The sequence below is a fragment of the Pseudomonas abieticivorans genome (genome assembly GCF_023509015.1).
Classification (GTDB): domain Bacteria; phylum Pseudomonadota; class Gammaproteobacteria; order Pseudomonadales; family Pseudomonadaceae; genus Aquipseudomonas; species Aquipseudomonas abieticivorans.
Genome location: NZ_CP094975.1, coordinates 6,360,241 through 6,372,600, shown reverse-complemented (window position 1 = coordinate 6,372,600; position 12,360 = coordinate 6,360,241). Strand labels below are relative to the sequence as shown.

The window sequence follows — 12,360 nt, the reverse complement described above, 5'->3', positions numbered from 1 at the left end:
TCCCTGTGTTCTCACCCTGGACAAGAAGAATGAATAACACTGTTAAGCGGCGTGCGTCGTCGTGCCGGTCAGGTTTGCGCGTCTCACTTCTGGCCACTTCGATTTTTTGTGCGGCGGTGTCAGATGCCGCGATGGCCGATGAAAGCCAGGTTCGCCCGGTGGCCAACGAGGCGCGGGTCAATGCGTTATTGCAGAAGATGACGGCGGACGAAAAATTCAACGTCATTCGCGGCCTGACCGAGGATGACAGGACCAATCAGGGCCAGGCGGGGTACTTGCCCGGTGTCCCGCGGCTGGGGGTGGCCGCACTGCGGCTGGCCGATGGGCCGCCCGGCATCCTGACCCGCAAGGCGTCGATCATCCCGACCTCGACCATGGGGCTTGCGGCCACCTTCAGCAAACAGGACGCCTATGACAACGGCGTGCTGATCGGCACCGAGGCCAAGCGCCTGGGCATCGACATCGCGCTTGAGCCCTTCATCAACATGTTCCGCGACTCGGGCTTTCGGCGCGGCTGGAACACCTTTGGCGAAGACCCGCTGCTGACCGGCGCGATGGGGGCCGGCATCATCAAGGGCATCCAGGCCCAGGGCGTGATGGCCCAGGCCAAGCATTTCGTCGGCTATGACATGACCGGCTTCGACGTGACGATCCCCGAACAGGCGCTGCACGAGGTTTACCTGGCGCCGTTCCAGGACGCCATCGACGCCGGGGTGGCCTCGATCATGTGCGCCTACAACAAGGTCAACGGCGAGTTCGGCTGTGGCAATGCGCAGTTGTTGGAGCATGTATTGCGCGGCCAAATGGGCTTCAAGGGCTTCGTGACCTCCGACTGGGGCGGCGTGCACAGTGCCCAGTACATCAAGCGCGGCATGGACATGGAAATGCCCGGGCGGATCGATGAGCACCACCCGTTCTGGGACATCATGCGCTCCTACTACGACAACACCGCGCAGCAGCAACCGGCGTTGCATACCTCCATGGGCAGCATGAAAAAGGTCTTCGCCCGGCCCATGCCCGAGGAGTGGATGGTGGGCAAGCGCCCCGTGGTGCTGTTGGGGCAGTTTCCCAACGACGAAAAGCCCAGCAATATGTTCGAGGCCCTGCGCGACCACACCGTGGCGCAAAAGGACATCGACACCGCTGCTGGGCGCATCCTGGGGCAAATGGAGCGGTTCGGTTACCTGGATCACCCCGGGCATCAACCCCAGGCTACGCCCGTGACGCTCGCGATGATGGAGATCGCCCGGCGCACCAGCGAACACTCGGCGGTGCTGCTGAAAAACGATGACCACGTGCTGCCCCTCACGAAAAAAGACCTGGGCGCACTGGCCATGATTGGCCCCGGTGCCGTGCAACCGGTCGCCCTGGGCATCTCGGCCGAGCACGCAATCGGCATACCCGCCTTGCAGGTAGGGCCGGCGAAGGCACTCGGCACCCTTGAGCCTGATGCCGTGATCACCGTGGCGGTTGCCAATGACATGACCGGGGTGGCCATCGCTGCCGACAAGGTATCGTTCCAGGGGCAGCCGGGCTGGGTGCGCAGCGAAGCGGGGCAAACCGTGCGCGACCGCCAGTTGGCCTTTGCCGACAGCACCGGCAACGCGCTCAAGCCTGGGGCTCTGCCTGTGTGGCAAACCCATCTGAACATCGACCAGGCCGGTGATTACGACCTCAACCTGCAGATGCTCGGCGCCGGTGCGGTGTTGAAGGTGGATGGGGTGGTGGTCGGCGAGAGCAGTTCGTTGAAAAACGCATTGCACGGCGATGTGGTGCACCCGGGGCAAGACGCCTTGATGCCCACCACCGACGGCCTGAACAACGTGCGGCGCAGGGTGACCCTGAGCCAGGGCGAGCATTTGCTGGAAGTCTCGACCTACAGCGACACTTCCCAGGCACCGGTGCAGGTGCGCTTGAACTGGGTGACGCCGGCCATGCGCGCAGACACCCGGGCCAAGGCGATTGCCGCTGCCAAGGGCGCCAACAAAGTGGTGGTGTTCGCCTGGTCGCGCAGTGACCCGCAATTTGGCCTGCCGGGCGACCAGGATGCGCTGATCGAGGAGATCGCGGCCATCAACCCCAACACCATCGTGGTACTGAACACCAGTACCCCGGTCGCCATGCCGTGGTTGGGCAAGGTCAAGGGCCTGGTGCAAATGTGGTGGACGGGTGACGAAGGGGGGCAGGCCACCGCGAATCTGTTGGCCGGCAAGGCCAACCCCGGCGGCCGCTTGCCCTTTACCTGGGGCAAAACGCTGCAGGACTACCCGGCGACAGACCCGCGTTTTCCCGAGCGTGGCCAGCAACTCGATGGCGTGGTGCATTACACCGAGGGGCTCAATATCGGGTATCGCTGGTTCGAGGCGCAACACAAGGCACCGCTGTTTGCTTTCGGCTATGGCCTCAGTTACACGCAGTTCGATTATGGCGATCTGAAAACCCGGCACCTGGCCAATGGCGATCTGCAGGTCGACTTTCAGCTGACCAACCACGGCAAGGTCGCCGGTGACGACGTGCCCCAGTTGTACCTGGGGCCGCCGCAGCGCTTGATCGACGGCGCCGAATTCGCGCCGAAAACCTTGGTGGGCTTCGATCGGGTGACGTTGGGGGCAGGGCAGACGCGGCACGTCTCGATCCAGGTGCCCCTGCGCAAACTGCAGTACTGGTCCGTGAAAGACCAGGCCTGGCGGCTTGCGGCAGGCACGCGGGACCTGATGCTGTCGACCTCGGCGGATCAGGCTGCGGTGACTCAGGCGGTCCAGTTCTAACAGGCGGCACTCCTAAAAATAAAAACAACCATTCCAGGGCCGCTGTTCAGGCGGCTCCTCCAAGAAAGCGCAGTACCCGTGCCTGCGGGTATTGCCAGGGCATGATCAATGAAGTCTTCGTCTTTACGCACGGTATTGCGCGGCGCAGCCGTGCGCCATTTTTGCCTGTTGATGGGCTGCACGGCGCTGGGTGGGGCGGCGCCGGCCTGGGCCATCGACCTGATCAACAACGGTACCGATCGCCTGGAGCTGCACGCCCAGGGCATCTTTGCCTCCAATGACAAGGTCTATATCCAGGGCCGGCACACCGGCAGCATCGGGCACCGTATCAACATGATTTACGGCCGCAAGCTTAACGATGACTGGACACTGGGCATGCGCCAGGAGTGGGCGTACGACCCTTTCTATTACGACGGGTCCAATGCCCACACCAAGCGCTTCCAGTACGTGTTTCTGAAAAGCGCCCGGTGGGGGCAGTTGAACGTTGGCCAACAAAAGTCGCTGACGTTCGACATGGTCGGGTCGATCACCGATTGGTACCTGGGTTACGGGACCAAGGGGCAGGGCACGTTCAATGGTTATGGCGGTAATCAGTTGCTGGGTTTTTCCCGACCTAAACGCACCGTGTATTACCGGGTCAAGCGCGGCGCGTTCGAACTCGGGGTGATGGCGGGGGGCAGCACCGGCCCCGTGCACAACTCGGTGAGCAGTGCCAGCGTGGGCTCCAGTACGTTTTTGGACAGTACGCGGGATGGCTTGTACCAGGTCGGCACGATCTGGCACCCCTCGTCCAAGTGGTCGTTGCGCCTGGCCTACGGTCATACCGACATGACCGAACGCGGAGTCAACGCGCAGGGCGATATCACCACTCGGCATCCGGATGCAGAGGGGTGGTTGTCGGGTATTACCTACACCAGCCACCCTTGGTATCACGCCTTGGTGTATGGCCAATACCGTAACTTGAATGCCTCGGCGGCCGGTGCCAGCGGATACCAGAAAGCGACCGCACTGGAGAGTTACAGCAGCTATTCGTTCCCGGAAATGGGCGAGCTGGGCTTCTTCAAGGCCTACGGTGGCATCAACTTGCTCTCGGATAAAACCAGTGCCGGCCAGAGCGGCTATTCGGTGGCAGGCTTCGCGCTGATTACCTTGCATGACCATTTGGCCATTGGGTTGGAACGCAAGTTCGACATGGCAAAAAACAAGGCGGGTCAGGCCACGGGCGAGGACGAATACGAGCTGGTCGCCAAGTATTACTTTTGAGTGGAGCGCCAGGCGTTGTCAGTGTTCACCGGCAGCCCTGGCGTGCGACGGAATGTCACGGTAAAGGTAGTCTTGCTCAGTGTTGTACGATAACGTATGTCAAAACTTTACGCCGTACATCCCTGACAAGAAAACCGATAGAGAGATGCGCTTGTGAACATCCGCAGTATCGAAGTCATCCGCCTCAGTATTCCTTTCACTGCCGGCACCGCCGAGCGCAAGACCCAAGGCCAGGTGCAGGACGACGACGCGTTCAACGCCGCGTCACCACGGCACCGGCGCATGGAAAGCCTGATGCTGAAAGTCACCACCGACACAGGTTTAGTGGGATGGGGCGAGGCTTTTGGCCATGGCGCCAACCCGGCGACCTTCACGGCGCTGACCGACATGGTGGCGCCGCTGTTCATAGGCAGCGCCGTGGCCGACCACCTGCACAGCATGGAGGTGGCGCGCCGGGCCTTGCACGGTTTCGGCAGCACGGGGCCGGTGCTGTATGCGCTCTCCGGCATAGACATTGCGCTGTGGGACCTGGCTGCCCAGGCTGCGGGGCAACCGTTGTATCAATACCTGGGCGGTACGCTCAGGCCGTTGGAACTCTACGCCAGCCTGGTGAGCTACGGCGGCGACCCGCAAGAGGTTCACCGCCAGGTAAGCCGGGCCCGCGCCCAAGGCTTTCGCAAAATCAAACTGCACGAAACCCGCGTCGAGGCCATTGCCGCCGCGCGCGCGGCGCTGCCCGTGGCCGAAGGCGAATTGATGGTGGACGTCAATTGCCCCTGGACAGTGGCGCAGGCGAGCGAGGTGGCCGAACAGCTGCGGGGGCTGGAGCTGACCTGGCTGGAAGAGCCCGTGTGGCCGCCTGACGATGCCCATGGCCTGGCCACGGTTCGCCGCCAGGGCGTGCCGTTGTCGGCGGGTGAAAACGCGGCCGGGGTAAATGGCTTGCGGGCGCTGTTCGAGCAACAGGCGATCGACGTGGCGCAACCCAGCGTTGCGAAGATTGGCGGCATCGGCGCGATGCTGGAGGTGTTCCAGTTGGCTCGCCAGTACGGCGTGCGGGTGGTGCCGCACTGTTTCTACTACGGCCCGGGGCTGTTGGCCGTGGCGCACTTGTGCACCTTGCTGCCGCAAGACGTGGCGGTGGAAGTGCCGTTCATCGAGTTCGAGCGGTTGCTGTACCCGGCGCTGGATTTCAAGCCGGCCCTGTCACTGGAGCCGCTGCCGGGGCTTGGGTTCACACCCGACCAAGCCGTCATCGACCACTACTGCAGCGCCCGCACACTGATCGACTGAGCTGCACCCTCATTACAATAAAGGCCATATAAAAATGATAGGCAACTACCGCTGGAGAATCGCCGGGCTGCTGTTTTTTGCCGGCATGCTCAACTACCTCGACCGCGCGGCACTGTCCGTGGTGGCGCCACTGCTCAAGACTGAACTGCACATTGATGACGCCCAGATGGGTTTTATCTTCAGCAGCTTTTTCATCGGCTATTGCGCGTTGTGTTTCATTGGCGGTTGGGCCGCCGACAAATACGGGCCCAAGCGGGTATTCGCTTGGGCAGCGGGCACCTGGTCGATCTTTTGCGGCCTCACGGCCTTGATCACCGGCTACCTGCAACTGCTGGTGTTCCGGGTGTTCTTTGGCATGGGGGAGGGGCCGATGGGCACCACCACCAACAAGGCGATTACCAATTGGTTCCCCCGTGAAGAGGCGGGCCGGGCGCTGGGCTTCACCAACTGCGGGCAGCCCCTGGGCGCGGCGTTGGCCGGGCCGGTGGTGGGTTTGGTGGCATTGAATTTCGGTTGGCGCGTCTCGTTCGTGGTCATTGCCGTACTCGGTGCGATGTGGCTGGCCGCCTGGCTGGTGATGTTCAAGGACACCCCGGACCAGCACCCCAAGGTTAATGAAGCCGAGCGCGAACTGATCCGCACCAGCCGCGCGGAACCGGTGGTGGAAGGCGTGAAGGAGGGCCGCAGCCTGGCCAGCTACATCTTCTCGGCCCCGGTGCTGGCGGTGGCCACCGCGTTCTTTTGCTTCAACTACGTGTTGTATTTCTTCCTGACCTGGCTGCCCAGCTACCTGATGGATTATCAGCACCTGGACATCAAGAGCATGAGCATCATCGGCGTGATCCCTTGGCTGGGCGCGGCGGTGGGCTTTTTGGGCGGCGGCTTTGTCACCGACTGGCTGGGCCGGCGCCTGGGCAGCGTGATCCTGGCGCGCAAGCGCATGTTGATGGTAGGCCTGGGCGTGGCGGCGGCCTGCGTGCTGCTGACCACCCAGGTGTCGAGCCTGGGCTTGGCGGTGGCCTGCATCACCGTGTCCAGCGTGTTCCTGTTCGTGACGCCGCAGATCTGCTGGTCGCTGATCCAGGACATCGTGCCGAAAAACCGCGTGGGCGGTACCGGGGGGTTCGTGCACCTGCTGGCCAACTGCGCCGGCATCATCGCGCCGTCGTTGACCGGGCTGGTGGTGCAGTACGGCGGCGGTTACAACGTGGCGTTCGTGGTAGCGGCGGGGGTGTGTGCATTGGGGATGGTGGTGGTCATCGTGGCGGTGAAGGGGCCGTCGAGCGGAGCACCGGCAACCGTGAATTGTAGCCAGGGCTCTTGAAACTCCCGCGAAAGGTTGTAAGATGTCGTCACAGTCATACGACATCGTACAACTGTACGGTAACTTTCAATCCAGCTCTGCAACAGGCGAGGCGCGAACAACAATGAATCCACAAGAACTCAAGTCCATCATCTCCCAGGGTCTGCTGTCTTTCCCGGTGACCGATTTCAACGCCCAGGGCGACTTCCATCGCGCAGGCTACATCAAGCGCCTGGAGTGGCTGGCCCCCTACGGCGCCAGCGCGCTGTTCGCCGCCGGCGGCACCGGTGAGTTCTTCTCGCTGGCTGCCAGCGAATACAGCGAAGTGATCAAGACGGCGGTCGACACCTGCGCCACCAGCGTGCCGATCCTGGCAGGCGTGGGCGGTGCCACCCGCCAGGCCATCGAATACGCGCAAGAAGCCGAGCGCCTGGGCGCCAAAGGCCTGTTGCTGCTGCCGCACTACCTGACCGAAGCCAGCCAGGACGGCGTGGCCGCCCACGTCGAAGCCGTGTGCAAATCGGTGAAGATCGGCGTGATCGTCTACAACCGTAACGTCTGCCGCCTGAACGCCGTGCAGTTGGAACAACTGGCCGAGCGCTGCCCTAACCTGATCGGTTACAAGGACGGCCTGGGCGACATCGAACTGATGGTGTCCATCCGCCGTCGCCTGGGCGACCGTTTCAGCTACCTGGGCGGCCTGCCGACCGCCGAAGTGTACGCGGCGGCCTACAAGGCCCTGGGTGTGCCGGTGTACTCCTCGGCGGTGTTCAACTTCATCCCGAAAACCGCGATGGACTTCTACCACGCCATCGCCCGTGAAGATCACGCCACCGTCGGCAAGATCATCGATGACTTCTTCCTGCCGTACCTGGACATCCGCAACCGCAAGGCCGGCTACGCCGTGAGCATCGTCAAGGCAGGCGCCAAGATCGCTGGCTACGACGCAGGCCCGGTGCGCACCCCGCTGACCGACCTGACGGGCGAAGAGTACGAAATGCTGGCTGCACTGATGGACAAGCAAGGTCGTCAGTAATCCAAAACGCACCGCTCCCCCCTGTAGGAGCGGATTCATCCGCGAAAAGCACAACACGGTCATTCAGTAATACCGTGGCGTGATCTTCGCGGATAAATCCGCTCCTACGGTCTGAATTGCGGTGAGGCTTTCCCAGGCACGCCTGAGAATCACCCCAGTAGGAGCGGATTCATCCGCGAAGCCCACGCCGCGGAATGCCTGATTCACCGTGGCCTATCGCAAGCAAGCTTGCTCCCACATTGGCTGCAACTGTGGGAGCAACTGTGGGAGCAAGCTTGCTTGCGAATGGACGCTGAAAACCTCAGCCGCACTATTTGTCTGTAGGAGCGGATTCATCCGCGAAAGCCGTGACGCGGTATGCCTGATGCACCGCGGCGGGCTTTTCGCGGATGAATCCGCTCCTACCGGGTGGCTGCTACTTATTCGCCAAGCTGCTCACGCCGAAACTGCCCCGGCGGTAGCCCGTGGATCTGGCGGAAGCGCCTTGAAAAATACGCCTCGTCGGCAAACCCGCACAAGCGGGCTACCTCGCCAACGGGGCGTGTGCCGTTGAGCAGTTGGCTGCGGGCCATGTGCATGCGCCGTTCCAGCACCAGTTCGCTGAAGGTCTTGCCGATTTCCTTGCGCAACCAGTGGGTCAGGTAGGTGGGTGACAGGTAGGTGGCGGCGGCCACGGTCTTCAGGCTCAGGTCGGGGTCGGCCAGGTGCTTGCGCACGTACTCCGACATCCGCGTCAGCGCATCGCGCCGGCTGGCCTGGGCGGCGTTGCTGTCCGCCAGGGTTTTGAGCGGTTCGGCGTACAGCCCGCACACCGTGCCAATCAATTGCAGCAGCAAACCCTTGAGCACTTCGCGGGTGCCGAACTGGCGGTCGCGGTCCAGTTGCGCCATGCGTTGTAGCAGGGTGCAGACCTCGGCGAACGGGCCATCCTCCAGAATGAAATCCAGGTGCTCCTGAAAACGAAAGGGCGACAGCTCTGGCGCCAGCAAAATCGACACGTCCTCCAGGTCCAGCGGGTCGCACGGCAAATGCGGCAACAAGAAGGTCTGCGAGAAGTTGATCACCATGAAGTTGCCATCGGCCGGGTGCGGGATCAGGTGCATGCGGTGCGGCAAAATAAAGGCCAGGGCATTGCGCGGGAAGGGCCGCTCCACGTGGCCGATGTGCTGCACTGTATCGCCGCCCAGGTTGATCTGGATCTGAAAATATTCGTGGCGGTGCAGGGCGGTTTCGGCGCTGCGCGCGCGTTTGTCGCGGATGTAAAAGTCAGCCCGCTCGCTGCGTTGTTGCATGCCATAGGTCGGCACGCGGGGGGATGAGGGCATGGAAGGCATCGACGGCAGCTCCACCTTGAAAGCTAAACCCAGTATGGCGCGGATTGCGTCACCGGGTAGGTTTGATTTTTTGGGTAATCGTACGATGACCGCGTCTTAATTTCAAAATTCTCCTGAAAAAACCCGAACAGGCGAAGTCCAAAAACAGTCGCACCTTACAAATCATCGGGGCCGCTCTAGTACGGCATTTTTGCAGAAAATCAGCGCGAAAATACCCTCATCAAAGGCCGTGCGAATTTTTTGGATTATTGCGTTTAGCTCGCTCGCTTATGCATCAATCGATCTAACCGCGTGATTGATTTTTGATGGTTGTACGATCACCTTGGAAGTCGCTACCGATCGACATCTTCCAAAAATAACTAAAAGGTGCTCGTACAATGACGCCCCGTATCGACAGCTTTGCCAGTGTCCCCCCCGCCAAGGCCGCACACGCCAACCCCACCCTGGGCAGTACCGATGCGGCTCCCTCGCACCGCCTGCCTTCGCGCCGTCGCTGGTTCATGTTGTCGCTGCTGCTGATCGCGACCATCATCAACTACGTCGACCGCGTCAACATCTCGATCGCCGCCCCCTTCATGGCCAAGGACCTGGGCCTGGATAAGATCCAGATGGGCCTGGTGTTCTCCGCGTTCGCCTGGACCTACGCCCTGGCCCTGGTGCCGGCGGGGTTCGTGGCCGATCGCTTTGGCTCGCGCTTCACCTACGGCATCTCGTTGATCAGTTGGTCGGCGGTAACCGTCAGCCAGGGCCTGGTCGGCGGTTTCGCCTCTTTGTTCGGCTTGCGCCTGGCGGTAGGGGCGTTGGAGGCGCCCGCTTTCCCCGCCAACAGCCGGGCCGTGACGGTGTGGTTCCCGGCGCGTGAGCGGGGCCTGGCCAGCAGCATCTACGTGTGCGGTCAGTACCTGGGCACGGCGCTGTTCACCGGCGTGCTGCTGTGGCTGGCCACCACCTACGATTGGCGCCATGTGTTCTACAGCACCGGCGCCGTGGGCATCGTATTTGGCATCGTCTGGCTGTACGTGTACCGCGACCCGCTGAGCTGCAAGAAGGTCAGCAAGGAAGAACTCAAGTACATCGAGGATGGCGGTGGCCTGGTCAAAAGTAGCCAGGAGCGCACCAAGTTCAACTGGCGGCAGATTGCCGAGCTGTTTCGCTATCGGCAGATCTGGGCGATTTGCATCGGCAAGTTCGCCAGCACCTCGGCGTTGTATTTCTTCCTGACCTGGTTTCCCACTTACCTGATCGAAGAGCGCCACCTGACCATGATCAAGGTGGGGATCTTCGCCGTGCTGCCCTTCATCGGCGCCACGGTAGGCATCCTGCTGGCCGGTATCGTCTCCGACCTGATGATTCGCCGCGGTTGCTCCATGTCCTTTGCCCGCAAGCTGCCACTGGTGGTGGGGTCGATGCTGGGCATGTCGATCGTGCTGGTCAACTTCACCGACTCCAACGTGATCTGCATCGCCGTGCTCACCACCGCATTCTTTGCCCAGGGCATTGCTTCGGCGTCATGGGCGGCGGTGTCGGAAGTAGCGCCCAAGGAGCTGATCGGCTTGACCGGTGGGGTCACCAGCCTTGCGGCCAACATCGGCGGCATCGTCACGCCCATCGTGATCGGCGCCATCGTGCATGCCACCGGCACCTTCGCCTATGCGTTCTGGTTCATTGGCGGCGTGGCCTTGCTGGGCACCCTGTCGTACTCATTGCTGCTGGGCCGGCTGTACCGCATCGAGTTGAAAAGCGCTGCGGCGCAATGACCCTGTTTACTCCAAGACAAAGCGCCTTTTGTCCAACTTCTACCGCGACAACCCACGTACGCTGAACTCACACGCGCAGGTACCGAGGATCACCATGAACAGTTATGTGTTTACCCCCGCCCAACTGCCGACGCTGGCGGTTGAAGGCAGCGACCAGCGCTTCCCGATCAGCCGAGTGTTTTGCCTGGGCCGCAACTACCACTGGGGCGACTCCCAGGGCCAGGTGCGCCAGGCGCCGATTTTTTTCATGAAACCGGCAAGCTCGGTGATCCCGGCCCAGGGCGACATTGCCTTCCCGCCTTTGACTGAAGAGTTTTGCCACGAGATCGAGTTTGTCATCGCCATCGGCGAGGGCGGCTACGATATCCCTGAGGCCCGTGCGCTTGAACACGTATGGGGTTACGCAGCTGGCCTGGACCTGACCCGCCGTGACCTGCAAATGGCTGCCAAAAGCGCCGGCATGCCGTGGGACGGCGCCAAGGCCTTCGATGGCTCGGCGCCCATGACGCCCATCGTGCCGGTCGGCCGCTGCGGCCATCCAGACAGTGGCGAGGTGTGGCTGAGCGTGAACGGCGTAGAGCGCCAGCGTTCCAACTTGCACAGCCAGATCTGGTCGGTGAGCGAGGTGATCAGCCGGCTGTCGCAGTCGATCACCTTGTGCGCCGGCGACTTGATCATGACCGGCACACCGCCGGGCGTCGACGCGTTGCACCCCGGTGACCTCATCACCGCAGGCATTGACGGTGTCGGCCAACTGCAGGTGCGCGTGGCGTCACGCTGACTTATCCATTACCCACCAGGAGGTACAATAACAATGTCCAAACAACTCCCCGCAAAAGTAGCATTGGTCACCGGCGCTGGCAGTGGCATCGGCCGCGCCGTGGCCCTGGGCCTGTTGGAAGATGGCTACACCGTGGTACTGGCCGGGCGCCGCGCCGAGCCGCTGCAAGCGCTGGTGGACAGCGCCCGCGAGCAAGGCCGCAAAGCCCTGGCCGTGCCCACCGATGTGCGTGATGCGGCCAGTGTCGACGCGCTGTTCGCCACGGTGGAGGAGGTGTACGGCCGCCTGGACGTGATTTTCAACAATGCTGGCGTGAATGCCCCGGCCGTGCCCATGGACGAGCTGGACGTGGAGCACTGGCTCAACGTGCTCAACACCAACGTCACCGGCGTGTACCTGTGCTGCCGCGCCGCGTTCGGCCTGATGCGCCGCCAGCAACCCCAGGGCGGGCGCATCATCAACAACGGTTCGATCTCGGCCCACGTGCCACGGCCCTTCACCGCACCCTACACCGCCAGCAAGCACGCCGTGCTGGGCCTGACCAAGAGCCTGGCCCTGGACGGTCGCGAATTCGGTATCGCCTGCAGCCAGATCGACATCGGCAACGCCCTAACCGAACTGTCGGTGCGCATGACCAAAGGCGTGCGCCAGGCCAACGGCGAGATCGCCGTGGAGCCCATGGTCGACGTCAAGCACGTGGCCGACGCGGTGCGCTACATCGCCGGCCTGCCGCTGAGCGCCAACGTGCTGAACATGACCGTGATGGCCACCAACATGCCCTTTGTCGGGCGCGGTTGATCGGCGTGCTTCGCCAATTGAATTGAG

At 62.4% G+C, this 12,360-nt stretch carries 9 protein-coding genes; 8 read left to right on the top strand and 1 reads right to left on the bottom strand.

The window, feature by feature from the left end; all coding sequences use genetic code 11:
- The first annotated feature begins 131 nt into the window (after positions 1-131).
- From L9B60_RS28885 to kdgD, 5 genes are all read left to right on the top strand, one after another.
- Positions 132-2,768, top strand: coding sequence for a glycoside hydrolase family 3 protein (locus tag L9B60_RS28885; protein ID WP_249674531.1), 2,637 nt, complete (start codon positions 132-134; stop codon positions 2,766-2,768).
- Between the two features lie 108 nt (positions 2,769-2,876).
- On the top strand, positions 2,877-4,031 hold the full coding sequence (locus L9B60_RS28880; protein ID WP_249674530.1) for a porin: 1,155 nt from the start codon (positions 2,877-2,879) through the stop codon (positions 4,029-4,031).
- 153 nt (positions 4,032-4,184) lie between these two features.
- On the top strand, positions 4,185-5,324 hold the full coding sequence (locus tag L9B60_RS28875) for a mandelate racemase/muconate lactonizing enzyme family protein (protein ID WP_249674528.1): 1,140 nt from the start codon (positions 4,185-4,187) through the stop codon (positions 5,322-5,324).
- Between the two features lie 34 nt (positions 5,325-5,358).
- Complete coding sequence (locus L9B60_RS28870; RefSeq protein ID WP_249674527.1) at positions 5,359-6,648, top strand: MFS transporter; 1,290 nt, start codon at positions 5,359-5,361, stop codon at positions 6,646-6,648.
- Between the two features lie 103 nt (positions 6,649-6,751).
- Positions 6,752-7,663, top strand: coding sequence for a 5-dehydro-4-deoxyglucarate dehydratase (kdgD, locus tag L9B60_RS28865; protein ID WP_249674525.1), 912 nt, complete (start codon positions 6,752-6,754; stop codon positions 7,661-7,663).
- Positions 7,664-8,082: 419 nt separating this feature from the next.
- On the opposite strand, the gene L9B60_RS28860 is transcribed toward kdgD, so the two are convergent.
- Positions 8,083-8,988 (bottom strand): helix-turn-helix transcriptional regulator, encoded by a 906-nt coding sequence (locus tag L9B60_RS28860; protein ID WP_249674524.1) that lies wholly within the window; start codon positions 8,986-8,988, stop codon positions 8,083-8,085.
- 509 nt (positions 8,989-9,497) lie between these two features.
- Here L9B60_RS28860 and L9B60_RS28855 point away from each other — a divergent pair.
- The 3 genes from L9B60_RS28855 (at position 9,498) to L9B60_RS28845 (ending at position 12,333) form a co-directional block, all read left to right on the top strand.
- On the top strand, positions 9,498-10,754 hold the full coding sequence (locus L9B60_RS28855; protein WP_249680212.1) for an MFS transporter: 1,257 nt from the start codon (positions 9,498-9,500) through the stop codon (positions 10,752-10,754).
- 88 nt (positions 10,755-10,842) lie between these two features.
- The gene (locus L9B60_RS28850; protein ID WP_249680209.1) at positions 10,843-11,535 is read left to right on the top strand and encodes a fumarylacetoacetate hydrolase family protein; all 693 of its coding nucleotides are present in this window, start codon (positions 10,843-10,845) and stop codon (positions 11,533-11,535) included.
- A gap of 33 nt (positions 11,536-11,568) precedes the next feature.
- Positions 11,569-12,333: an SDR family oxidoreductase gene (locus L9B60_RS28845; protein ID WP_249674523.1), complete on the top strand. Its 765-nt coding sequence runs from the start codon at positions 11,569-11,571 to the stop codon at positions 12,331-12,333.
- Positions 12,334-12,360: the final 27 nt, after the last annotated feature.